Annotated in this window: 18 protein-coding genes; 1 reads left to right on the top strand and 17 read right to left on the bottom strand. The window is 59.3% G+C overall.

The window, feature by feature from the left end:
* Nucleotides 1-58 precede the first annotated feature (58 nt).
* From LSG25_RS07345 to LSG25_RS07265, 17 genes are all read right to left on the bottom strand, one after another.
* Nucleotides 59-736, bottom strand: coding sequence for a DotU family type IV/VI secretion system protein (locus LSG25_RS07345; RefSeq protein ID WP_232744029.1), 678 nt, complete (start codon nucleotides 734-736; stop codon nucleotides 59-61).
* Nucleotides 737-740: 4 nt separating this feature from the next.
* Nucleotides 741-2,135, bottom strand: a complete 1,395-nt coding sequence (tssK, locus tag LSG25_RS07340) for a type VI secretion system baseplate subunit TssK (protein ID WP_232744028.1) — start codon at nucleotides 2,133-2,135, stop codon at nucleotides 741-743.
* Between the two features lie 16 nt (nucleotides 2,136-2,151).
* Entirely contained in the window at nucleotides 2,152-2,829 is a 678-nt protein-coding gene (gene tssJ, locus LSG25_RS07335) for a type VI secretion system lipoprotein TssJ (protein ID WP_232744027.1), read from the bottom strand.
* A 9-nt stretch (nucleotides 2,830-2,838) separates the two neighbouring features.
* Entirely contained in the window at nucleotides 2,839-3,243 is a 405-nt protein-coding gene (locus tag LSG25_RS07330) for a DUF4150 domain-containing protein (RefSeq protein ID WP_232744026.1), read from the bottom strand.
* A gap of 16 nt (nucleotides 3,244-3,259) precedes the next feature.
* On the bottom strand, nucleotides 3,260-3,952 hold the full coding sequence (locus LSG25_RS07325) for a DUF3540 domain-containing protein (protein WP_232744025.1): 693 nt from the start codon (nucleotides 3,950-3,952) through the stop codon (nucleotides 3,260-3,262).
* A 21-nt stretch (nucleotides 3,953-3,973) separates the two neighbouring features.
* Entirely contained in the window at nucleotides 3,974-4,924 is a 951-nt protein-coding gene (locus tag LSG25_RS07320; protein ID WP_232744024.1) for a pentapeptide repeat-containing protein, read from the bottom strand.
* Nucleotides 4,921-7,548, bottom strand: a complete 2,628-nt coding sequence (locus LSG25_RS07315) for a DUF2169 domain-containing protein (RefSeq protein ID WP_232744023.1) — start codon at nucleotides 7,546-7,548, stop codon at nucleotides 4,921-4,923. Before LSG25_RS07315 ends, LSG25_RS07320 begins: the two co-directional genes overlap by 4 nt.
* A 9-nt stretch (nucleotides 7,549-7,557) precedes the next feature.
* Nucleotides 7,558-10,020 carry a type VI secretion system Vgr family protein gene (locus LSG25_RS07310; protein ID WP_232744022.1) on the bottom strand — a complete coding sequence of 821 codons (2,463 nt, stop codon included), beginning with the start codon at nucleotides 10,018-10,020 and terminating at the stop codon, nucleotides 7,558-7,560.
* Between the two features lie 5 nt (nucleotides 10,021-10,025).
* Nucleotides 10,026-12,764, bottom strand: coding sequence for a type VI secretion system ATPase TssH (gene tssH / locus LSG25_RS07305; RefSeq protein WP_232744021.1), 2,739 nt, complete (start codon nucleotides 12,762-12,764; stop codon nucleotides 10,026-10,028).
* Nucleotides 12,761-13,798 (bottom strand): type VI secretion system baseplate subunit TssG, encoded by a 1,038-nt coding sequence (gene tssG, locus LSG25_RS07300; protein ID WP_232744020.1) that lies wholly within the window; start codon nucleotides 13,796-13,798, stop codon nucleotides 12,761-12,763. The genes tssH and tssG overlap by 4 nt, the downstream gene beginning before the upstream one ends.
* Entirely contained in the window at nucleotides 13,762-15,483 is a 1,722-nt protein-coding gene (gene tssF, locus LSG25_RS07295) for a type VI secretion system baseplate subunit TssF (RefSeq protein WP_232744019.1), read from the bottom strand. The genes tssG and tssF overlap by 37 nt, the downstream gene beginning before the upstream one ends.
* Nucleotides 15,484-15,486: 3 nt before the next feature.
* Complete coding sequence (gene tssE / locus LSG25_RS07290; protein WP_232744018.1) at nucleotides 15,487-15,906, bottom strand: type VI secretion system baseplate subunit TssE; 420 nt, start codon at nucleotides 15,904-15,906, stop codon at nucleotides 15,487-15,489.
* Between the two features lie 50 nt (nucleotides 15,907-15,956).
* Entirely contained in the window at nucleotides 15,957-16,442 is a 486-nt protein-coding gene (locus tag LSG25_RS07285; RefSeq protein WP_232744017.1) for an Hcp family type VI secretion system effector, read from the bottom strand.
* Nucleotides 16,443-16,509: 67 nt separating this feature from the next.
* Complete coding sequence (gene tssC / locus LSG25_RS07280; RefSeq protein WP_232744016.1) at nucleotides 16,510-17,997, bottom strand: type VI secretion system contractile sheath large subunit; 1,488 nt, start codon at nucleotides 17,995-17,997, stop codon at nucleotides 16,510-16,512.
* Between the two features lie 11 nt (nucleotides 17,998-18,008).
* Complete coding sequence (gene tssB, locus LSG25_RS07275) at nucleotides 18,009-18,518, bottom strand: type VI secretion system contractile sheath small subunit (protein ID WP_232744015.1); 510 nt, start codon at nucleotides 18,516-18,518, stop codon at nucleotides 18,009-18,011.
* A gap of 19 nt (nucleotides 18,519-18,537) precedes the next feature.
* Nucleotides 18,538-20,115: a type VI secretion system protein TssA gene (gene tssA / locus LSG25_RS07270; protein ID WP_232744014.1), complete on the bottom strand. Its 1,578-nt coding sequence runs from the start codon at nucleotides 20,113-20,115 to the stop codon at nucleotides 18,538-18,540.
* Between the two features lie 269 nt (nucleotides 20,116-20,384).
* On the bottom strand, nucleotides 20,385-22,274 hold the full coding sequence (locus tag LSG25_RS07265; RefSeq protein WP_232744013.1) for an LTA synthase family protein: 1,890 nt from the start codon (nucleotides 22,272-22,274) through the stop codon (nucleotides 20,385-20,387).
* Nucleotides 22,275-22,408: 134 nt separating this feature from the next.
* Here LSG25_RS07265 and LSG25_RS07260 point away from each other — a divergent pair, with 134 nt between their 5' ends.
* Entirely contained in the window at nucleotides 22,409-23,620 is a 1,212-nt protein-coding gene (locus LSG25_RS07260; protein WP_232744012.1) for an ABC transporter substrate-binding protein, read from the top strand.
* Nucleotides 23,621-23,643: the final 23 nt, after the last annotated feature.

Below are 23,643 nucleotides of genomic sequence, written 5' to 3'. Positions count from 1 at the left end.
GCAGGCGAGTAGGACGAATAGTTTTTTTATCATTGCAGCAGTAAAAAGAAAGTCGGTTTCATGGCTTGAGAGTGGATGTAAGCGGGCCCAGCAGTTGTGCCGCCTGTTGATCGACGCCGTGATTCAGGAAAAAATAAAGAATGAGCAGGCAGAACAGAGGCAGAGCGACCAGCAAAAAGGCAGGGTAGGACGGGCCGCTGTTGCGTGCCGGCTGCGCAGGTGCCTTGGCCTCCAGGCCCGCCATGGGAAACAGCAGCTGGTTTGTCTCCAGAGGAGCCATTGCGCGTTCCTGTGCCACGCGCGCCAGGACTTTCTGGCGGTATCCGGCGAGTTCGCCCGCCGGGCGATGGGAATAGCGGCCGTTGAATCCGGCCAGCAACATCAGTGCGTAAATTTCACGTACCTCTATGTTCTCGTCGGGCAAGGCTTCGAGCCGTTCGAAGAATTCTGTGCCGGCCCGTGTGGTCGAGAAATAATGCCGCTGCAGAGGTGCGATGCGCCAGGCGGAGGCTCCTGCCCAGGTATGCGTCATGGCCAGTTCGTCGATCCACGCAACGACTGCAAAAAGCGCGGACTGGATATCGGGCAACTGGAAGCCTTGGTTCAGTGCTTGCGCGCTGGCGTCATCCAGCATGGTTTTCATTTTTTCAGCGAGTGTCGTGGTGGTTTGCGCCGGATCGTCCGCAGCAGCGCCAGCCGCTTCCATCGCAGGTATCCAGAATTGAGCTAGACGCACGGTTTCATCCTTTTATGACAATCAGTTCCAGGCGCAGATCGGCCGGTGCGCCAGGCAGGAACAGCGCCAGGCTTCCCGCACGTGTAACGGCATCCCATTCTTCCGATAAGCTTTCCAGGCGAAAGTACGTTGCACCGGCGCGTCGAGGCATTCCCAGCGGCAGCGTTTTCAGGGGAAGCATTTCGATGCCGGGCAAAGAGCGCGTGATCAGTGTTTCTATTTGATCGGGCACACCGAGTTTGGCTTCCAGCGCCATTTTTTGACCAAGATCCAAGGGGTCCAGCGTGCTGCGGGCCATTAAATAATAACGATGGCGGGCGCCGAAAAACTCCGGCCGCATTTCAGCGCGGAACAGGTCCGACGAGGCGCCATCCTGTTCAAAGTGGACCAGCATTTCCGGCCCTACCGTGATTTCATTGAGCAGGCGGCGCGTGACATCGATAATGCCCTTCAGGGATGGGCCGATTTCCATATGGCGATAGGTGTCGATCAACCGTTGGCCGTCGCGAGTCTCGCCCAGCAAATCGCAGTATTCCGAAAAGGTGCTGAGTTCGCCCACCAATTGGCGCAGCAGGCTGTAGACGAGCCAGGGATGTGTCTGCGGCGTTTCCAGCATGCCGTTCAACTGAGGTCCGTAGCGGTTCAGAACCGACAAGGCCAATACCGGCCCGAACTGGCTATCATTGCCAGCGCGGCTGTTCATGGGTTGCTTGAAAATTTCCAGTTGACGTGCGCGGCCGATGACATCGTCGCGCAGTTCGCGCACTAGTTGCTGCAAGGCCGGCGATGCGGCCAGATTCAGGCAGGGAGGCACAAAATTCGGGCTTATGCGAATGACATCGCCATCCTGCTCCAGGCGAACCAGCGGCAGCAATTCGTATTGGCCCAGGTTTTCCAGTTCGTCGTCCCAGAACAGGCGCAGCACATAATTCATGAAGGCAACGCGTCCCGCCGGCCCGGCTGTGTAGCGATCGGGCACGGTGGGCGGATCCGCCGCGACAATCAGGCGGGCATCGGCCTGGCTGGCATCGTCGAGCTTTTCATATGTCTGGACATTGACCTGTTCGTCTTCAAGACGCCGCAAGCCGATATATACGGTGCGCGGGCCGCTGGAAAAATCGGATAGCTCGAAGGTCAGGGCGCCTATCAGCGCATTGCCCGGACTTTCTGTAAGAGCGCCGTCGCGCCATCGCACGGCAACTTGTTCGACCACCAGTTGGCGCGCGGCGAGAGCCGTCTCGCTGATCTTCAAGGCACCCAGGCCCCACATCCAGGGGGCCGTCAATTCCAGCATGCGGGCCTGGGTTTGCTCGATCCAGGCGTCGTGATACTGGAAATGGTGAGGCTGCAGGAACAGGCCCTGATGCCAGAATAGCGGTTGATTGCGATTGATGCTCATGCGTTGCTTGCCTGGGTCATTTTTTAGAAGGGGTTGTCTTGGAATCGGTCGCTGCCTTGTTGGGTACCAGACCGGCTTCGGGCTGCGTCGGAGTGATCGAAGGTATGCGGCTGTCGGGCGCGTCCAGAATGCTGTTCGGGCCCAGAAGCAGGTCGATTTTCAGTGGTGTGGGCGTTGCATTGTGATTCTTGATGAGAAACCCGCTGGATTCGATATCGACGCCGATACGGTAAAGGCGCGTGCTGCGCGGCGCGTCCAGGTGGTAGTAGCCTGCGGCCAGGCCCACGTACTTGGCGTTTTCAGCGCGAGGCACCGAAATGCTGCGCTGTTCGCCCGGAGCAATGAACAGCCGTTGCAGGGAAAGCATGCCCACCGGCGCGCTGTTGGCCAGCAGAAGCTGCGTCAGCTTGGCCGGGTCGCTGGAGTAGGGGGTAAATACCGTGGGATCGGCAAATTGAACTACGGTCAGGGCAAGTGTATGTGCCTGTCCCTCGGACAGGTTCAGCTGCGGATTGGCTCGAACATCGATCTGTATGCCGTCGGCGCCGTAGGTCCACTTCAATGCTTTCAGGGCGTCTGCCTTGGACGAGCCGCCCAGCATGCTGGACGAACAGGCCGACAGGGCCACCACGCAACATAATACGGCTGCGGTACGCAGCAATGAGAAAGGCAATGAATAGTGCCGTGCGGACATATCGGTTCCTTAGCTCATGGCCATGACGACGACCTGCTCGCCGGGGGAGACGGCCAGGCCGATTGTATTTTCGGAATTCTGGGTCGTCATGTCGGTTAGCCGGACGGCGGGCATGCCTCCGACCATGACGGACACGCTGGAAGTGGTGAACATGACTTCTCCCATGATTTCGCTGCTGACAACCCCGCCCTCGATTCCGGCCTGATCGCCGTTGCTCATCAGAATCGAGGAACCGACGTTAAGCGCGGGCATGGCCACGACAAGCACATTTTCCACTATGGCTCCCGGGTTGGCCTCCAGCGTCGTGGCCAGATTCGGGTAAGGTATGGGTACGACGGCGGGTCCGACCTGCGTCTTGCAAATGTCGGGGACCGTGGCGCTGGTCATTGCCCCTCCGGTGGTCAGCATAAACATGATGTCATCTCCTGATTCATCCTATCTGAATCGAATCGGCATTCAGCGCCACTCGATCCTGGGCGTTCATATCGGCCGTTCCGGCCTGCAGTGTCCAGTCGCGATCAACCAGTTGGCGCAACGATTGCGCGGAAGACTCTTCGTGGCCTGTCACTTTGCGCACACTGCAGCCGAAATGAGTTTCGCTGCGAGCGGCAATATTCAATCGAGTCCCGCCGCAGACATCGGTACGTGCCTGCCAGGTACTCTGGATGGCGTCGCCCGATATGTGCAGAGTCTGGCACGATACATTCGCCTGTTCGAAGGCGGCGCTCCACTGCTGCGCGCTGAATTCCATTCCTGCGCCGGAGTCTAGCGCTATTCCGTGGCGTGCGGTAATTTCAAGCTTCCCCTGCGGCAGGTTCAGACGCAGCGTGCCTGGAACTGAAATTTCCGCCGGCTCGTCGGGTTTGGCCCGTTCCAGCACGGTCAGGATATAGCCTTGATTGCCGACGACCGATGCCAGCACCAGATCGCCCACCTCGGGCTGCAGCAGGCAACCGGCCGCGGCCGTGAGCCATAGTCGTCCAGTATCCAGCACAGCCCCGAAGCGCTGTCCGTCGCGCATCGCCAATCGCATGTGGTGCAGCGAGGCGTTGGCGGGCGTTGCGGTGGCAGCGCGGCCGGCGAGCTTGTCGGGAATTCGAATTGGGCTGCTTGATATCGACATGGCAGGACTCATTGCAAACGGTTAAAAAGGCGGGCGCCATAATTCGGCGGCTCGAAGTTCAGGGTCGTCGCGACGCACATTGAGCAGAATCGCGTCGCGCCATGCGGCGTCAGGCAATTCTGCGGCATGCAGGCGTGCTCCGGTCAGATCGGCATGGGAAAAATCGGCATGCGCGGCTTGCAGGTATCCGAGATTCGCATCCGCCAGTTGGGCGTGGCTGAATGTCAAGGCAATGGATTTGGCTTCGGAGAAACGCGCTCCGGATAGCTTTGCCCGAGAAAAATCGGCATGATCCAATCTTGCCAGATCAAAAATTGCTCCTTCGATATTGGCATCGCAGAAGCGGGCCTTTTCGAGTTCGGCGCAATAGAATGAGGTATTCGGCGCGATCATGCCGCTGAAGTCCGCATCGCGGGCCTGCACTCTATTAAATGAGCATAGGCGCAGCGTTGCTCCTGCCAGCGTTGTGCCATTCAGCTGGCTGTCGGGCAGGTGGGTTTTCTCCCATACCGCGTTGCGCAGATCCAGCCCGCTGATGTCGCACATCGAAAGCCGTGCTTCTTTCAGTCGTGCCGTGGCCATCCGGCAGCCGGGGAAAGCGCTGGCGGCGACGGATAGGCGGGTCAGATCGGCCAGGCTGAAATCACAATCCTGCCAGCGGCAATCTTTCATTTTTGTAAAGCCCAACAATGCGGACTTGAACGATGCGGCCGTGCCCCGGCACGCATGAAAGCCGGACTTTTCCAGCCTGCATTCATCGAATCGCGCGTTATCCAGCTGGCAATCGTGCCAGGTGGTTTGCGATAGGTTGGCGCCATCGAAACGGGCGCCGCGGGCATCGGTTTTGTCAAAGCGCACGCCGGATAGATCCGCATTGCGGTAATCGCCGTTTGCCAAAATTCCCTTTGGCAAAGGCCTGTTTTGTGCCTTGGCGGCCAGCAGAGTATCCAGAGTGAGCACAGCGTCGGTCATGCGTGCTCCTGTATCAAACGGCAACGTGTCAGCAAGGCCTGGTCCAGCAGTATGCCTTGAGCGCTTGCGGTACGTGTCGAGGCCGCATGCAGATTGGCACCGCTCCAGTCGATATTTTCCAGTATTGCGCGGGCAAAGCGTGATTTCATCAGATTCGCTCCGCGCCAACTGGCGCCGGCAATACGGCTGCCGGTGAAATCCGCATGGCGCGCCACCAAGTGCCAGCCGTCGCTTGCGCTCAGATCGCATTCTTTTATAAAGGCCTGGTCCAGGCAGGTTTCCCGCAAGGACGCCTGGACCAGCAGGGTATTTTGCAGGCTGGCGCGCGTCAGGTTGGCGCCGTCGAATCGGGCCTGCTGCAGATTGGTGCCAGCCATGCTGCGCAGCCCTTGCATGCGAGCCTGCCTGAAGCTGGCCGCGATCGCCTGACAGCCAAGCAAGGTAGTGCCGGCCAGAGACGCGTGGTCGAAGCAGGCCGCATCCATGACGCATTTGCTGAATCGTGCACGGTCCAGCACGCCTTCGGCCGCGTTGGCCGCGTTCAGGCGGCATTCGCTGAAAGAGGCCTTCGCTGCCTGGATACTCGTGAGATCGGCATGCTCGAAGCCGCATTTATCCGCGTTGGCGTCGCGCCACTGTGTGGCGGCCAATTTGGCATGGGTAAATTGGCAGTTTTTCAACCTGGCCTGCGTCAGGTCGGCAGCGTTCAGCGACGCGTGATCCAGACGGCAATCGGCAAGTTGTGCCCGCTGCAATTGAGCCTGGTCCAGATGGGCTCCATCGAGATCGCAGCCGTCCAGTTGTGCTTCGGTCAGGCGCGCCTTGTGCAGCGTAGTACCGCGTAGAATGCAGGCATGCAGGCGCGCGCGGGACAAATCGATACCGCTCAGGTCCAGCCCCGAAAGGTCTTCTCCATCCAGCTCGGTCCATGCCGCTGATAAGCCGGCGCGGTGGCGGGCCACCAGTTCGTCCCGGCCGAGCTTGCGGCGCGGACCGTCGGGCAGCGCGTCGCCGGCGAGTGGGGTGTCGGCCGCGGCATCGGCGCCGGCTTCGGTTTTACCGCCGGCGGGCTTGAGCGAGGCAACCTTGGCTTTGATTTCCGCGGCTTTCTTTTCCACTGAGTCCATCTTGCCCAGAGCGGCTTTCATTTCCGCGGTCAGGGCGGCTTTCTTTACGTCGGAAACGGACAGGCCGGCGATCAGCGCAAGCGGATCGGGCTCCGGCTGAGTGCGGGCGCTCGCAGCCGCCTTGTCCATGTCGATGCCGTATTGCGCCAGGTGGGCGCGTGCTTCAGCCTGGGCTTGATTCAATGCCGCTTTGACTTGCGATCGAATGGCATCGGCCGTCATGGGTGTGGCCGACCTCGAAGCCAATGCATTGGCTGTGGAAGGCGGCATATTTTCCAGCGGCGTTTTTATGCCGTATGCCTGGAAGTGAGCCTCGGCCTCGCTCCTGACTTCTTTTTGGGCCTTGGCAATTGCCTGGGCAATACCGGCGCGGTGCGCCTCGGCCTTCTTGGCCAGGGCGGCGCTTTGTTCAGCCAGTGCGGCCGCAGACAAACCCGTGGCGGGAGCCGACAGAGTTGTACTGCCCGAGGTTCCCTTGATTTTGACCTTGTCCGCGGTACGCCACATTTGCGCATAGTGTTCGCTGGACAGTGCCGTGTCCGATAACTTCTCGGTAAACACGGCCAGGCCGGCAAGGTCGCTTGCGTCTTCGTAACGCACCGCAAGCTCTGCTCTATACAGCACAATGACACGCGAGTCGTTCGGAAACAGCCAGACGGTATCCAGGTCGAGCGGCAGCTCGCGGCTTTGTTCGGGGCTGGCCTTGGCGCTGGCAAGCAGGCGCGGCCGCAATCCCGGCAGTTGCCCGCTTTGTTCCGGCAGCGTGGCATGCATGTGGGTGGCCGACCAGCCCTCGTTGCCCTGCCAGTACGTTGTGGTGCATTGATCCTGCGGCACGCCGTCGAACCAGCGCGGGTCCGTGTCGTCGGGCAGCCAGGGCATGCGTTCGCGCTCCCAGCTTTGATCGAGCTTGCCAAGCCAGCGAGTGATATCGGGGCTGCCTTGGGGCAAGGGGCTGAATGTGGCGACGGGCGCTACATCGGATGGCGACAGCACGGGCGCATTGGGAAGTTCCACATTGGGCAGCATTTGCCCCTCGGCGCCCCCGGGCTCGATAAAATGGCCGCGCCCGTATGGATTGGCGGGCCAGTCGCGCGCGCCATAGGCATAGGCCAAGCCTATGTCCTGGGTCAGGAAAGCTTGGGGTTCGCTGGCGCGCCAGCCGGTCGCCGCACGCACCCAGCTGCGATTTCCCTGCACCAGCAGGCGCTTGCCGAGCGTTCCGACTGTGGCGGCAACAGTGAGCCCGGTAACAGGAACACCACCCGGCGCACATGCGTGACCGGCCACGGCAAAGACCCCGCGCCTGCGTTTTACGCCTATGTCGAAAGGCTCGTTCGGAAACTGCGGCGCCAGCCAGGCCCAGGCCGCCTGTTCGCTCAGCCGGGATCCGTCGCGCTCGCAGACATAACCTACCGTCACGGTCAGCAAGGGCTGTCCTCCGCGGGACTGACGTCCCAGGATGATTAGCGTGTCGGAGGGCTTGGCAATTTTCATGTTTATGGCCTAGCCTATTTCGACCAGGGCGCCGATGATGGTTACGTCAGTGCCCTGGATAACGACATCGGCGGCGGAAAATAGGCTTGCGAGCCCGGTGCCTCTGATCAATACTTCCCCTCCCGCCGCCGCTATGGATGCTGTCTCGTCGATCGTGCCCGCCTTGAATGCTTCACCCAGTACGGTTGTCGAGACAGCACCTGTAATGCTGATGTCACCTGTGCTGTCCAGGGTTGCCGTTGCCGGGGTGAGATTGAAATCCGTTGTGCCTGTGGAGAGAGTTATGTCCGGTGCCGTAACCAGGTACGTCGCACTTGCCCGGGTATTGGAAGTGGCGACATTTTCTTGTTTGTCGATGATGGTGGCTGTCCAGTCGCCTCCGGTCCAGGTAGCGCTGCCGAAGTTGAAAGTATGGTCGGTATAGGTGGTGGTGGTCTTTACCGCGCTGAAGTCCTTGACGGGGCTCAGGGCGTATTTGAAGATGGCTGAGACATTGGTGTCTATTGCTATGCCTTCCGTGGATACCACTTTTGCGCCAAGGCAATGGACCACCGACAGCCCTTCGATGCTCTGGATATTGGCACCGACGAAGTTGCTGACTACCAGGCCGCCCGTCGCGCCCACCGAGACGCCGGGCGGCAGGCCCTTTGCTATGGTCGAGGCGAAGCCCGAAAGGGCATCTTTGCCTGCTTTCATGCTCAGATGGCCGGGCACATTGATCCACATGCTGGTGTCGGCATGGAGCTCGCCGTGGCCTTCCGTGCGCAGATTGAAACCGTCGGCGACCGAGCTTTCATCGGACTTGCCCAGATTGAGTGCGGTTTTTTGAGTTGGCGAGGAAAGCAGGATTGCCGGATCGGAGCCGGTTGCGGTGTTGCCCGCATCGGCGGCGGAGTCGCGCAATGCAAGCATATTGCCTGCCGGTGTGACCACTAGATGTTCGGCCGTATTTTTCGAATTCACGACGCTGGGCGCTTCGGAGTTGGGAAGCGCCGACATGATCACCGGGCGGTTCGGATCGCCGTTGATGAAAGAGATCAGTACTTCCGTTCCTTCGCGTAGAGGAAAATGCATGCCTGCGGGAGTCAGGTCCTTGCTGGAAGCGCCACCTGCATAAGGGGTCGCCATGCGCACCCACGCCGAGTTGCGTGTACCTTTGTACTGTTGTCGGATGAAGCAGAACCGCACCTTGTAGCGGCCCAGGTCGTCTGTTTGCGCGTAGCGTTTTGCTTTTACGACAGTGTCTGTATCGGCCGTTCCTGTGTCTATAAAGCCGTTGACCACGCGCGTGATCTCAGGCACGGGTGTAGTGCGTGGGGGCCGGAATTGCAGGGGAGTCTTGTTCGCGACAGGGTTCTGCCAGCGGGGCAGGGCGACAAAATGGCCGCGATACGGCGGTTCGTCGTCGTCCTCGGAGGTTTCCAGCGCCTGATGGCCCCGATGCGAAATCTCCACGATGTAATAATCCTTGGCCGAACTTTGACGATGATATTCGTATACGGTCAATGCGCGTCCCGCACCCAGGCCGGGGGTGCGTGATTCGCCGTTGACATGCAGGCTCTGGCAAAGCGCTTCCTCTGCCCGCCACTTGGCCAGTGCGGCGCCGGAGGTATCGTTATTGCCATCCAGGTGCTCGAATTGATCATCGTACCGATGGCGTTCGCCCTGGCTGTTGATCGGCTCGGATACGCTGGCCGTACTGGTCAGATTGATTGTGGTGTTGTCATACACGGGTGAAGTGTGCAGGGTGACCGTCTTGGGGTGCAGCCCGATTTGGCGGTTCAGGCGCTTGATCGCGATTTCTTTTGCATCGGTGTTGAGTTCACCCTTTGGATAGAATACGGCCGTGATCGCTTCTTGCGGCTGCTGGCTTGCATCGTTGGCAAAGACCACCGATTCCTGGCCGCCTGCCTGTTCAAACCAGAAATAGACTCCGTAGAATTCGAGCTGCCGCATCAGGAAGTCCAGGCAGTTTTCTTCGAACTGACAGACGAATTCCTGCTTGGTTGCCGCCAGGTTGCTTGCCAGAATGCGATAGTCGTATGCGGCTCCCGCTGTGTACGGCTGCACCAGGCCTATCTGTTTGAGCAACTGGACAATGATATCGTCAAGCTGCTTGTCCAGGTAAATATCCGACCAATGCCACGAACGCAGGCGGACCAGGCGCGGCTCCAGAACTACCTTGTAGAAATCGTAGACATCGTCGCAGCCATCCTGGCTCACCTGCGTGATAATGCCGCTCCAGCTGGAGCGCGACCCATCGGGCTTCCTGGCGGTGAGAGTGGCAGCCTGGTCCAGGAGCTTTTCCAGCTCCAGTTCGAGCTTGCGCTCTTTGAGCGCCAGCGTTACCTCAAACCGGTATGGCCTGGATACGGCTTCCGTGCCGGTCCAGTGCGTGACCACGCCGTGATGGCCGGATAGCTGGCTTTCCAGTGCCTCGCATTGAAATTTGAAGTTGTGTTCTTCTGCCATCGTCCCTAGTCCTCCGTCATGGCTATCTGCCAATCATCGGCTTGCCCGGGGGACACGTGCAGGCCGGTAAGCTTGCGGCCTTCCGCCAGAGCCCCGAGTACAGCGTTGGATAGCTGTGGCGTCAAGCTTTTGCGCAAGATGAAATCGATGTTGCGCGCGCCGCTGTCCACCTCGGTGCACCGTGCCGCAATAGTCTCGGCCACGGTGGGGTCGAAATCCAGCCGGATGCGATTGGCTGCCGCCAGCCGTTGCGTCAGCCGCGACAGCTTCAGGCTCACAATGCCGGCCAGTTCGGAAGGTGGAAGAGTGTAGTACGGCACGACATTCATGCGTGCGAGGAGAGCCGGTTTGAAATGGCGTGCCAGCACCGGGTGAATGGCATTGATCAGGGTGTCGGGATCGGGCCTGCCGTCACGCGACAGGGTGGTAATTTCATCGGTCGCCAGATTGCTGGTTAAAAACACGACCGTATTGCTGAAATCGATGATCCTGCCTTCGCCGTCAGCCAAGGTGCCTTTGTCGAACACCTGGTAAAAGATATTGACCACATCCAGGTGCGCTTTTTCGACTTCGTCCAGCAGCACCACGCTATAGGGGCGTTTGCGTACCGCCTCGGTCAGGACACCGCCCTCGCCGTAGCCTACATAACCCGGAGGCGACCCCACCAGGCGGCTGACAGTATGTTTTTCCTGAAATTCGCTCATGTTGATGGCCACCAGCGCCTGGTCGCCGCCAAACAATTGATCCGCGATAGCCAATGCTGTTTCGGTTTTCCCCACGCCCGACGGGCCCACCAGCAGAAACACCCCCATCGGCTGTTGCGGGTCGCGCAAGCCCGATTGTGCCGCCTTCAAGGTGGCCGTGATCTGATCGACGGCGTGATCCTGGCCTCTGATGCGCTCCTTGACATGGCCCGCCAATGCCAGAATGCCGTCCACGGCATCGCGCTGCATTTTTCCCAGCGGCACGCCAGTCCAGTCGGAGACGACCTTGGCCACGGCATCGGGATCGGTTTCTATGAATACGCGTGGCGTATTGCCTTGAAGTGTGGCCAGGGCCTGCCGAGCCGCTTCAAGTTCGGCCTTGACGGAGGCTATGTCTGCGGCCGGCGCAGAGGGTTCTGTCTGGGGGGCGTCGGCTTGGACGCCATCGGCCTCGGCAACTTCGGGCGCAGGCATGGCGACGGATTCGGCTGCCTGGCCGGCTTGCGCTGCCTCGACTTCACCCAGCTTGCGGCGCAATTCCAGCACGCGTTCCGCGGCTTCCTTTTCCGCCTGCCAGCTTGCTTCGAGCGTTTGCCGTTGTTCATCCACGGCGGCGTGCTCCGCTTCAAGCGCAGCGATTCGTTCGTCGTTATCGTTGCGGCCGAACCGTGCGTCGCGAACCAGCGCGACACGTTCGCGCTCCAGCCCGGCGAGCTTGCGTTCCAGCTTTTCCAACTCGGCCGGCTTCATGCCCAGCCCGATACGCACACGGGCAGTGGCGGTATCGAGCAGGTCGACCGCCTTGTCCGGCAGCAGGCGGCCGGTAATGTAGCGGCTGGACAACTCAGCGGCGGCCACGATGGCGTCATCGCGGACGGTCACGCCGTGCGCCGTTTCATACTGGTCTTTCAGGCCCCGCAGAATCTGCACGGTAGTGGCCACGTCCGGCTCGTCCAGTTTTACGACCTGGAAGCGGCGGGCCAATGCCGGGTCTTTCTCGAAATATTTTTTGTATTCGGACCATGTCGTGGCCGCGATGGTGCGCAGTTCGCCGCGGGCCAGCGCGGGCTTGAGCAGATTCGCCGCATCCGAGCCACCGGCCTGGCCGCCGGCACCGATCAGCATATGCGCTTCGTCGATAAACAGAATGATGGGGTGAGCCGAGCCCTTGATTTCATCGATGACGCCGCGCAGGCGGTTTTCGAACTCGCCCTTGACGCTGGCGCCGGCTTCCAGCAAACCCAGGTCCAGCCCGAGCAGGCGTGTGTTGCGCAGGAATTCGGGTACTTCATTGTTGACGATGGCCAGGGCCAGCCCTTCCACCACGGCGGTTTTTCCCACGCCCGGTTCGCCGACGCAAATCGGATTGTTCTTGCGGCGTCGAGCCAGAATGTCGATCATCTGGCGGATTTCGTCATCGCGCCCGAATACCGGATCGATTTTTCCGGAACGCGCCTTGGCTGTGAAATCTTCGCAGAAGCGGTTGATGGCGGCTTCACCCGGACTTGCGCCGGCGGCGGGTCCGCCTGCCGCGCCAGGCTGCGCGTCGCTATGCGCGGAGACTTCGGACGAGCCGTCGACGATCTGGTCGAATTCCGCGGTCAATGTTTCGCGCGATATATTGCGCAAGGTGTCCGCGTAGCGTGTGCCCGCTCCGTAATAGCTCAGCCGTGCCAGCAGAGCCAGCAGCATGGCACCGCTGCGCACCCGGGTTTCGCCCAGGGTAACGGAGGCAATCAGCCACGATTCCTGCACCCATTCGGTCAGCAGGCCGGAAAATGTGGGGCGCCCCGGATTGCCGTTCTTGAGGCCGGCCAGGGTGTCGTCGATTTGCGCGGTCAGGCGCAATGGGTCGATCTCGAAGCGGGCCAGAATTTTATATACATCGCACGAGGGATCGTCCAGCAGGCGGCGCAACATATGCTCGATGCTGATTTCGTAATGGTTGCGAGCCAGGGTCAGTCCCGCAGCACCTTCCAGCGCCGCCGTGCAAGCCGGGTTGAGGCGTCCGAATAGCGGTTTCAGTTCTACCAGCATCATTGCAAGGTCCTTTCGTGAAAGCGGGATGAATCAGTGTCTATGGGCAGATAGATTTCGTCATAGTGCGGCCCGGGGTGCCGCGTATCCGGTTCGGGCAGCCATGTATCCCAGCCCAGCTGGTGCCATCCTCCCCCAAGACTGACACCTTCGCGTTGCGAAGGCGGAACTTTGAGGCCAAGCACGCAGCGCAGCGGTGTTCGGAGATAAAGCGCGATGCTGCGCGCCAGGCGCTCGTGCAATGGCGCGCCGGGCAGCAAGGCATGAAACTGCGCGCGCGGAATGGGTCCCACATGCACGATCAAGCTGCTCGATCGTTGGGTAATCTGTTTGCCCAGCAGAATGTCTTCGCCCAGTTGGGTGGCTTGTTCGCCCAGCAGGCAGCGGGACGGCAGGGGGATGGCGACGGTTTCGGTTACGCATGGCTCCACGTCCACAGGCAAGCCATCCAGCAAGCCCGAAACCAGGGCCTGCAAACCCAGGGCCGAGCGCGGAAACTGGTTGAAATTGCCGGCATGAGGCAATAAGGAACGCGCATCTGCCAGGTGCTGAGGGCCACAACTGGATAGCCCTACAAGGGCAAACAGCTGGTCGAGCCGGTTTGTGTCGTGACGTTCGCCTATCGTCAGCCACAGGCGGTTCTTTTCCCAGGCGCGGAACAGCAAGGGATACAGTTCGGCATGCAGAATGTCGAGAAAATCGCGCATCGAGGAATTGCCCTGCAGCTTTTCCTCGATCAGGTCTTCGGTATAGAACGTCGGCAGGGGCGATGTAACCCCGTACAAGCCGAAGAAATTTGCAGTGATGCTGTATTTGCCCGAGTCGTCGAGCCTGATGGCTTCGATGTCGCTTTCAGGAAATGACAAGGTCACGGCAGGCCGCACCCGGACGTTATCGGTCAAGGCCTCGTCGTGCGGCGTGCGCAGGCGGATCAGCCGCAAGGCCTGGAAAAAGGCGTAGCGGTGTCCTTCCGTCAGCAGTGTATCGGGCGTTGGCCCGGCTACAGCAGGCGCGCGCGGCCGATCTTCGCTGGCCATGTCAGAGTTTCTCCGTTAACAGTGTCCACCAGCGTCAATGCGCTGAAGGTATTGAGTGCAGTGGTGCCCGCCAGGAATTCGTCGAGCACGGTGCCGAACAGGAACAGGTTGCCGGGGCCCGGGAAATGGTCGCCGCGGCATTCGATGCGCACCTCGCTGCCTTCGACGGGCATGCCGCGCACAATTCGGCGGCGTGTGTCGACCTGGACATTTTCAATTGATTCAAGGCTGCGCTGGGCGGCTGCGTGGCGATGCGCGTCGAACTGGCGGGGAGGTACATAAAGCGCCAGCAGATCGCGTAGCCGCCCTTCCTTGGCCAGCGCCAGATGATTGGCATTCAGATGCGACAGCACACGCCACAGCAGCGCGTTGTCGACGACGGGCGGGGAGTGTGCCGTGACCCCGAGAATATTGCGAAAGCCGATGCGGGCGGGCGAGTTGTCGGTAGGTTCGCAGATATCGCCCAGGCGCAGGCTTTCGGGCAGATTGCCGTGGGTGCAGGTCACGCGTATGGACAGTGTCTGGGTTTCGGGCGTAGTGCCCTTGGCATAGGGCAGGCTTAAGTAATGGTCGTAGTCCTGTGTCAGCGCCGAGGGGTGAATGCGCAGATTGTAGGAGGCCTCGTCGCCTTCGGCGAAGGCAGAAAATGGGTGGCATTCGTATTCGGTGCCGTCCGCCATTCGCGCACGTACCTGATCCACGGAAAATATGCCTTCGGTGCTGCCGTTTCGATCGGTGGGGTGAATGCGGTACTCGGGTTGGCGGTGGTCCACCCGGATGGGATGCGCGTCTTGGGTAAACAGATTGACGGCCGGAGTGGCGTTCAGTATGAAGCTCGATTCGCCGATGTTGGGCGCCCAGTCGGGTATTTGATTGAACACGAATTGCACCGAGAACCGGGTGCCTGGGCCGCGCGACTGCCATCGGGGGAAGCCGGTGATGTCCAGAAACAGCAGTTTTTCAGGCAGCGCAAAGTATTCGTACAGTACCCGCCACGCAGGATGTGCGCCGGCGGGCCAGGGCAGAAGCTCAAGATCCGGGCGCAAGCCGGCGGCTTCTATGGAGGAAGCCGGCAGTATCGTGAGCGGGCCGCCTTCCGTGCCGACGCGCACTTCGCGCACATATCTTTGCAGCAGCAGAAAGAGGCGTGCCGCGTCGGCCTGGCTATCGCCCAGGAACAGGCGCAGCCTCTCGCCCTTCCAGTCCTTGGGCGCAACGCCTGTGAAGTTGAATTCCAGCCGCAGCGAACGGGCCTGGGTGCCTCCGCCTTCCCAGCGGGCCGCAAGCAGTTCCAGCGGCTCCACGGTAACCGGGAACGACGCACGGAACAGGGTGCGTAAACCATCTACCGGCACCGAGGCGAATTCCGTGCCGGCAGGTATGAGCACAGGGCCTTCGAGCGCCGCACGAGGCTCATATTGCATGATGGTCATGCACGGCAAGGGGCGCAGGGTGTGCGGAAAAAGCAGCTGCGCCAGGGTCTGGATGAATTCGGGAAAATCGTCGTCCAGCCGCCGCCGCATGAGGCTGGTCAGGAATGCAACCCCTTCGAGCAGGCGTTCGACATCGGGGTCGCCGGCGCTGTTGGCTCCCAGCATGGGGGCCAACGCCGGATTGCGCGCCGCAAATTCTGTGGCGAGTCCGCGTAGATGTCCGAGTTCCTGTTCGTAATACCGGTTGAGCATGCCTCAGGATTTCCTTAGTGATACTTTGCCGTTGGGCAATACCTGGGTAGACAGCCGGATGGGAATATCCAGATTGTCGACCTCGATCAGCCCTGTTATGGAAAAAGCCAGGGTAAGCACGCTGTCCTGGATTTCAATGAATTCAATCAGGGGCTTTTTCAGCCTGGGTTCGTACCGCTCGATCATGCGTGTCATGTCGTCGCTGATCTGGCTTGTGGTACCGACGCTGAACGAACCTGCCAGATTGGTGAAGTCGGGTACGCCGAATTCGGGATCGATGGGAACGCTGCCCTGGCGGGTGTTCAGAATGCGCCTCAGGTGGCTCAAAATGGAGTCCACCAGGATTTCGGCGCGCGTCATGTGCGACCTGCCCCCCCCAGCGTTGAAACTGGCGATGCGTTCGAGGAGGCGCTGCTCTTGCATAAGAAACCACTAAAAATCGGCGAGTGGGTGGCTCGCCGGTCTTTGGGGTATTACTTGGGCGCCAGCCATGAATCTTCGGCCTCGATGCCGTCGGGAACCCATGTCCAGACGATTTTTTCGTAGGTCAGGCTGATGTCTTCCATGTGCCCGAGCTGACTGTTATCGGGTAACAGGCAGTTCGACACCCACAGCCGGGTCGATACGAAAACGGCATTCGTCAGCTCGATGGTGTAATACTTTTCTTCGGTGCCTTTAGGGCTGATGCGGAAGAATTCGAGCTGGGCGGTTTTCATTTGCTCGCCCGAGCACAAGGCCTGATAAATTTTCGGCGAAGATTTATCGATTTCTTTGGTCAGGGTAATGCCCAAATGCTGGCGTTTCCCGGTCGGGAGGCCGGTTTGCGGGCTTTTGGGCAGTTCGATCTTGTGCTCGATCGCTTGTATCAGGATTTTTCCCTGATGGCCGCTTACTTCACACGAACCTTCGATCTTTCCTTGATTGTTGCCTTGCAGGCTAAGGTAGCACGGCATTGCCATAATAAATACTCCTTGTTGTCAGTTGTGGAACAGCCAGGTGTTTTGCATGTTTGTCGGAAATAGCGGGCTAGCTCTTGTCGAGTTTGCCTACCAGGGACAAAGTGAACGATGCGCCCATGTACTTGAAATGAGGGCGCACTTTCATGCTGACCCGGTACCAGCCTGGGTCTCCTTCGACGTCCGACACGGTAATTTCCGCTTGCCGCAGGGGGCGCCGGCTACGTACGCCTGGCGATGGATTGTCCATGTCTGCGACATACTGGCGTATCCAGTTGTTCAGCTCTGTTTCCAGGTCGGTGCGTTCTTTCCATGTGCCGATGTTCTCGCGCTGGATTACCTTGATGTAATGCGCCAGGCGGCTCACGATGAAAATATAGGGAAGCTGCGAGCCCAGCTTGTAATTCAGTTCGGCTTCCTTGCCTTCCTTGCTGTTGCCGAAGAACTTGGGCTTCTGGCAGGAGTTGGCGGAGAAGAAAGCGGCGTTGTCGGTGTTCTTGCGCATGGTCAGCGCTATGAAACCCTGCTCGGCCAGTTCGTACTCGCGCCGTTCGGAGATCAGCACTTCGGTGGGAATCTTGACCTGGGTTTCGCCCATTGCCTCGTAGTTGTAGACAGGCAGGTCGCCTACCGTGCCGCCGCCCTGTGGGCCGATGATGTTGGCGCACCAGCGAAACTGCGCGAAACTTTCCGACAGGCGGCTGGCAAATGCCAACGATGCGTTGCCCCAGAGAAAATTCTTATTGCCGTTGGAAACGTCCTCGTTGTAGCGGAATTTCTTTGTCGGCACGGTTTCGTCGCCATAGGGCACGCGCAGCAGGAAGTGCGGCAGGGTCAGGCCGACAAAACGTGAATCTTCCGATTGCCGGAAGGCGTTCCATTTGATGAACTGTGGGCCTTCGAACACGGCCGCCAGGTCTTTCAGGTTGGGCAGCCCCGAATAGGAATCCAGGCCGAAGAACTGCGGGCCCGCCGACGCGATGAATGGCGTGTGCGCCATGGCAGCGACGCTGGCCACCGATTGCAGCAACTTGATGTCCTGGCCGCCGGGGCCGAAATCGTAATTGCCTATGATGGTGCCAAATGGCTGGCCGCCGAATTGGCCGTATTCCGCCGTATAGACCGCTTTGTACAGGCCCGAGCGAGTGATGTCGGGCGCATCTTCGAAGTCGGCCAGCAGATCCTCTTTTGATACGTTCAGGATTTCAATTTTGTTGTTCTCGCGAAAATCTGTGCGGTCGACCAGAAATTTCAGCGAACGCCACGACGATTCCAGTTTCTGGAAATCGGCCTGATGCATGATTTCGTCGACCTGGCGGCACAGCTTCCGGTCCAGTGCCGAAATCATGTCGTCGATAAGGCCCTGGCTTACTTTTTCCTGCGAGCGGCTGGGCTCCAGCAGTTCCGCGACAAAGGCTTCAAGGCCCTGGCGGGTAATCGAGTACGCTTCATCACCGGGCTTGACGCGGGTCGTCTCGATGAGTTGGTCGATCAGGGAGCCGCCGGCCTGGGCAGCCGCGCCCTCGGCGGGTTGTTGTTGTGGTGAATCCTGACTCATAAATGTGCTCCTTATTTCTTGGGGGCCGGGGCCTGTTCTTGGGCGCCGAGCTCGGATAGCAAGCGTTCGCGCGTGCCTTCGTCATGAACCAACTCTTGGATCTGCTTGCGGAAAGCCGGCAGATTGCCAAGCGGACCCTTCAGCGCCTTGAGCGCGTCGCGCAGTTGAATCAATTGCTTGAGTTCAGGGACTTGCTCCACGAGCGAATCGGGTTCGAAATCACGAATTCCCTTGAATTCGAGATTGACGGCCAGGTTTTCGTCTGTTTCGCCATCGGCCAGGCGATTGGGTACGGACATGGTCAAGTTCAGTCCCTGGGCTTTCAAGACCTCGTTGAAGTTGTCCTTGTCGACCTGAATGGGCTTGCGCTCGTCCAGCGGAACCGTGGATTCCTTAAGCGTGAAATCACCGACCACCAATTGCTTCAAAGGAAGTTCGACATCTTCCTTTGCGTCGCCGGTTGCGGGCTTGTAGACAATATTTACTCGTTCTTTTGGTGCAACAGATCCGTCGGTGGCCATCAGTGTTCTCCTTAAATATTCAGGATGTAGGTGCCTGTGAAAGTCTCCAGGCTGCATGACAATCCAGTCCGGCCAGACGCGTCAGCATCGGCGCAGGCGGCTGGCTGGGTTCGGCGCCGTGGCGCCGCTCGACGGCTGCTGCCAGCTCCAGGGTTTGCCGGGCAAGGTCCGGCTCCCAGCGAGACAGCTGGTAGACATCGAGTACATCGATTAGTGGCGCCAGCAAGGGACGCAGATCGGCGCGCGAATCGAATCGGTGGAGCAAATCGCACTGGGCTACCCTGAGGCGAAAGGCGTCCCGCGTGCTATTGGTTTGATCTATGGCGGATTGCAGCGAATCCAGCGCGGCTTCCAGCTTGCCCGCGGCGGCGTCGGCATCGGCTTTTTCCGTCAAGTCGTTCAGGGCGTCGCTGTCGGCGCCATTCTGAGCAGGGCGCGTGTTGGTCAGCGTATTGAGCCAGATGCGCGTTGCCGCGTCGGCGAACGGACGACCGTCGCTAAAGGATAAGGTAGCCAGTTCGGGGAGGCGGGCAATTAGCCGCGTTGTTTCGAATGCGACAGTGGCTGCCGCTTCGCTGGCGCCCATCCGGCTTAGCGCGGCATGGGCGGCTCGATTCAGATCGAGCCAGTAACGCTGGTTGATCAGGCGCGCCTCGACGAAATGCACGACTGCCTGGGCTTCCGTGCCTTGCTCGACCTGCGCCAAGCCGGTGGTCATCTGATCGGGCGGTGGTGGTATCCGGGTGGTACCGCCTGTATTGGGAGGGATTGTGTCCAGCGAGGCCCAGGCACAGATGCGATTCAGGCGGAATAGCAAGGGTAGAGTAATGTGGTCGTTGAGGCACCATTCGATCAGCGGCCGCAGATTGGTCAGGGCGCTGTCGATGACGGTTTCGGGGTCGGCGCCTGAGGCCGGCACGGATGTGGGAAGCAATGCGGGAGAGGGCGCCGCCGGGGAATTCGTATTGGAGGGTGCGCCGGCAGGCCCGTTGGTGGGCTCGGCCGATATCGACGAGGGGGAAGGTTCGGGGGCCGCTGCGCCGGCGGCTGTATTTTCGATCGGTACCGCGCTCAGAGCCCGGCGCAGGCCGTAAAACGCCGGCGCCTCGGTGTCGTGAGATTGCCAGGCGGCGTCCAGTGCCTCCCAGTCTGCCAGCAATTCGGCATGAACTTTGTCCGGCAAAGCCTCGAGTTCGCCTTGAAGGTACTCGCCCAGGTGGTCCAGCAGCCATTGCATCTGGTTGCGGCGCCCGCGCAAGCGAGCGGGAGGGGGGGACATTTCTTCCCAGTATGTGTGTACCAAGTCGTTCAGGACATGTACACCGCCGGCTAGGCCGATGGATCCGTATAAATGCATCCAGGCTGCCAGAAGCCAGATTGCCGCCGATAAATCCTTGCCTTCTTCGCGCAGTATCTGACTCGTCAGCGAGGCTACTTTATCCCAATTTACTGCGCCATCGGTGTGGATATCGGTGAGGCGGTCAATTTGCGCTTGTACTTCCGAGAATTTTTCACCCTCGCGAGGATTTTCTCCCGCGGGCCGCTGAGGCCCTACAGGGTCTAAACCTAAGGTGCGCTCGGATGAATTAATCGGCACGTTGCCTGATCCTTGGTGCTACAGCAGGAAATTAACTCACAAATACTAACATTAAAAACGAGATGTTTACCAAATATTTTTTTTGGTATTGGTGTTGCCAGACCTATGTTTTATGATAGAAATCAAGGAAGTAGCAGCCATATTAAAAGATTATGATTATTGTATGATTTGTTATTATTTATATCGAATAATCGTTTTTAGGACGAATTCCGTAAATTAAAGTAGCTTGAATTTCCAACAAATAAGCGCTTGTTGTATTGATACTTTGTTTATATTTTTGACCGTAAATGCGGCAGCGTGTAGCGCTGATGTCTATACATCCAGGCAGGCCACAGCACATGAGCCAGCGCTTCGCGCGCAAGATCGGGGTCGACCGCCATGGGGGTGTAGGTCTCGGGGGCAGTATAGCGGTATTGCAAAGGTTCGCGATGCGGTTCCAGCACCAGCAGGGCGTCGCCTTTCAGGTAGCCGTAGTTGTCGCTGTATTGCATCATGGCGCGGCCGCCGCCGGCCGCTGTCAGGTCGTGCCCTATCATGGGGTGCTCGGTGCGCAGGCCCATGAGCGACAGCAGGGTAGGCGGCAGGTCGATCTGGCTGATCAACCGGTCGTCGCGCCGGGCGGGCACATCGGCGCCCAGAATCAGGGCCGGGATGTGGAAATGCCGCAGGGGCACGAGGCTGGCGCCGAACACGCGCGAATCGTGGTCGGCCACAAGCAGGAAAACCGTATTTTCCCAATAGGCCGAGCGTTTGGCTTTTTCGAAGAACCGGCCTATGGCCCAATCGGCGTAGCGCACGGTATTTTCGACCGTTGCCGGGTCGCCGTCGGGTTCGATACGGCCACTGGGATACTCCCAGGGCGAGTGGTTGGTGACTGAAAAAGCCAGTGTAAAAGTAGGCTGATCGGGCGGATTGCTGAGCAACTGATCCAGTTGTTTGAACATATCTTCATCGGACGCGCCCCACGTGCCGACGAAGGCCGGGTTCTTGAATGTGGCGCGATCGTACAGGTCGTCGAAGCCATTGCCGAAAAAGAAGCTTTTCATATTGTCGAAATGCGCTTCTCCGCCATAAATGAACCGTGACCGGTAGCCCCGCTGCTTGAGTACTTGGGCCAGTGTGAAGAAATTGCCCTGGGCGCCCGGCAGGCGCAGGGCGGCATCGGACACGGTGGGAGGAAAGCCGGCGACCACAGCCTCGAGTCCGCGCACCGAGCGTGTTCCCGTGGCGTAGGCGCGACTGAAATTCCAGCCCTGTTGCGCCAGCTTGTCGAGTTCGGGGGTGAGATTGGCGCCGCCCAGATTGCCAATGTATTGAGCGCCCAGGCTTTCTTCGACGATCATCACCACATTGAGCGGGCGGTCGCGTTTGGCGCTGGGTTCCTGGGTGTGCAGGGATGGAATATCTTGCTCGGTATCGCCCAGGCCGGCGCAATGATTGACAATGCGGTTCATGTCCTGGGGCGGCAGATCGCCGTAGACGTCGGCGGCCGAGCGCTCGTTTTTCATGCTGTAGATGGCGTAGGCGACGTTGTAGAGCGAGTTCAGCGGCAGGGTATTGAGCATGCTGTCGCCGCAGTAGGCGACCGTCGACGGATTGATGGGGCGGTGGCTGAGCGTGCCGCGGATCGCCAGAAATATGATCGCGGCCGCGGCCAGGCTGAACAGGGGGCGCAGCCACCACGCCATGGCCGTGTCGGGCAAGGCGTGCCCAAAGAGTGCATGGCCCATCCATAAAAACGCGGCGAGCGCGAGCAGGCCGCCGATAATCATGATCTTGTAGCCCTTCCAAAGCATGCCGAACACTTCTTGCGGGTGTTTCAAATATTCAACATAAAGGCGGTTTGGGCGTGTATCGTATTCATAAATGAACTGGGGGGTGGAAACCTCGAGCAACACCAGCAGGAACCAGGCCAGTTGAAACCACCAGCCGGTTATTGTCACCGCGGTCGGCCAGTGCCCGATCCAGGGGGCCAGCAAGGCAGGTATGCCGACGATAATCGCGATTTGATTGGCATCGATGCGCAGCCCCCCTTTCAGTATGGGAAGCAGCCCGCCGGCTTGTTTGACCCTTTGCCATTGCCATGCCGCAAGCAGGCAACGGCTGAGCGTCAAAAGGCAAAAGCCCGACACGATGAAAATCCAGATCTGTTCGCGCATATTGTGGGTAAAAAAGCGTTTAACTACCTAAGTGTATATGCTTATTCATGAGCACTTCGGTCTTATATGTTTATATTGCGTACAATTTATTCGCAGCAGACGTCCCCGCTTTGTTAAAACAGGAACCACGCATAATGTATCGCACAGGATATTACGCCAAGTTGTTCGGATCGATTGCCTTGAGCGCCTTTGCCGCTTCATCATTTGCCCAGGGTACGATCAGGATAGGCGAGCTCAACAGCTATAAAACCCAGCCCGCCTTTTTAGGGCCCTATAAAAAGGGCATGGACCTGGCGATTGAACAGATCAATGCGGCAGGCGGAGTGAATGGCAAGTCGCTCGAGCTGGTGACTCGCGACGACAATTCAAATCCCGGCGATGCGGTCCGCGCGGCCGAAGAACTGCTTGCCCGCGACAAGGTCGACGTGCTGTGCGGCACGTTCCTGTCGAATATCGGTCTGGCCGTTACCGATTTTGCCAAACATAAAAAAGTCTTTTTTCTGGCCAGCGAGCCCTTGACCGACAAGATCGTCTGGGCCGATGGCAATCACTATACCTATCGCCTCAGGAACTCCACCTATATGCAGGTGGCCATGCTGATTCCGGCCGCCGTCAACATGCACAAGAAGCGTTGGGCGGTGGTTTATCCGAATTACGAGTATGGCCAGTCGGCGGTTGCGACATTCAAGCAATTGCTCAAGGCCGCGCAGCCCGATGTAGAGTTCGTGGCGGAACAGGCAACGCCTCTGGGCAAGATCGATGCCGGCAATGTGGTGCAGGCCTTATCCGACGCCAAGCCCGAGGCCCTGTTCAATGTCTTGTTTGCCAGCGACCTGGCCAAGTTCGTGCGCGCCGGGACGCAACGCAATTTCTTCAAGAATTTGCCTGCTGTAAGCATGTTGACGGGTGAGCCCGAGTATCTGGACGCCCTGGGCGGCGAAACCCCCGTAGGCTGGGTGGTGACCGGTTATCCCTGGTACGCGATCAACACGCCTGAGCACCAAAAGTTCCTGAAGGCATACCAAGCCAGGTTCAATGATTACCCCCGCTTGGGCTCCGTGGTGGGCTACAACACGATTCTGTCGCTGGCGGCCGGCATAAGCAAGGCGGGCTCCACCGACACCGAAGCGATGGTCAAGGCTTTCAGGAACCTGCCTGTGGACACGCCATTCGGCCGCATCGTGTATCGGGGCATCGATCATCAATCCACCATGGGCGCGTACGTTGGAACCCTGGCCGTAAAAGATGGCAAGGGGATCATGACCGACTTCAAGTATATAGACGGTGCGCAAGTTCAACCCAGCGACGAGCAAGTCAGGAAGTGGCGCCCGGCCGATGCTGATTAATTCATAAGAAAGTGCGCTGCCGC

Origin of the sequence: Paralcaligenes sp. KSB-10 (genome assembly GCF_021266465.1) — a bacterium.
GTDB lineage: Bacteria > Pseudomonadota > Gammaproteobacteria > Burkholderiales > Burkholderiaceae_B.
This window is presented reverse-complemented; position numbering and strand designations above follow the sequence as displayed.

What these genes read in the sequence shown, in the direction of transcription:
- tssK (WP_232744028.1), bottom strand. Translation starts at nt 2,135, where the DNA reads ATGAGCATCAATCGCAATCAACCGCTATTCTGGCATCAGGGCCTGTTC.
- tssJ (WP_232744027.1), bottom strand. Translation starts at nt 2,829, where the DNA reads ATGTCCGCACGGCACTATTCATTGCCTTTCTCATTGCTGCGTACCGCA.
- LSG25_RS07330 (WP_232744026.1), bottom strand. Translation starts at nt 3,243, where the DNA reads ATGTTTATGCTGACCACCGGAGGGGCAATGACCAGCGCCACGGTCCCC.
- LSG25_RS07325 (WP_232744025.1), bottom strand. Translation starts at nt 3,952, where the DNA reads ATGTCGATATCAAGCAGCCCAATTCGAATTCCCGACAAGCTCGCCGGC.
- LSG25_RS07320 (WP_232744024.1), bottom strand. Translation starts at nt 4,924, where the DNA reads ATGACCGACGCTGTGCTCACTCTGGATACTCTGCTGGCCGCCAAGGCA.
- LSG25_RS07315 (WP_232744023.1), bottom strand. Translation starts at nt 7,548, where the DNA reads ATGAAAATTGCCAAGCCCTCCGACACGCTAATCATCCTGGGACGTCAG.
- LSG25_RS07310 (WP_232744022.1), bottom strand. Translation starts at nt 10,020, where the DNA reads ATGGCAGAAGAACACAACTTCAAATTTCAATGCGAGGCACTGGAAAGC.
- tssH (WP_232744021.1), bottom strand. Translation starts at nt 12,764, where the DNA reads ATGATGCTGGTAGAACTGAAACCGCTATTCGGACGCCTCAACCCGGCT.
- tssG (WP_232744020.1), bottom strand. Translation starts at nt 13,798, where the DNA reads ATGGCCAGCGAAGATCGGCCGCGCGCGCCTGCTGTAGCCGGGCCAACG.
- tssF (WP_232744019.1), bottom strand. Translation starts at nt 15,483, where the DNA reads ATGCTCAACCGGTATTACGAACAGGAACTCGGACATCTACGCGGACTC.
- tssE (WP_232744018.1), bottom strand. Translation starts at nt 15,906, where the DNA reads ATGCAAGAGCAGCGCCTCCTCGAACGCATCGCCAGTTTCAACGCTGGG.
- LSG25_RS07285 (WP_232744017.1), bottom strand. Translation starts at nt 16,442, where the DNA reads ATGGCAATGCCGTGCTACCTTAGCCTGCAAGGCAACAATCAAGGAAAG.
- tssC (WP_232744016.1), bottom strand. Translation starts at nt 17,997, where the DNA reads ATGAGTCAGGATTCACCACAACAACAACCCGCCGAGGGCGCGGCTGCC.
- tssB (WP_232744015.1), bottom strand. Translation starts at nt 18,518, where the DNA reads ATGGCCACCGACGGATCTGTTGCACCAAAAGAACGAGTAAATATTGTC.
- LSG25_RS07265 (WP_232744013.1), bottom strand. Translation starts at nt 22,274, where the DNA reads ATGCGCGAACAGATCTGGATTTTCATCGTGTCGGGCTTTTGCCTTTTG.
- LSG25_RS07260 (WP_232744012.1), top strand. Translation starts at nt 22,409, where the DNA reads ATGTATCGCACAGGATATTACGCCAAGTTGTTCGGATCGATTGCCTTG.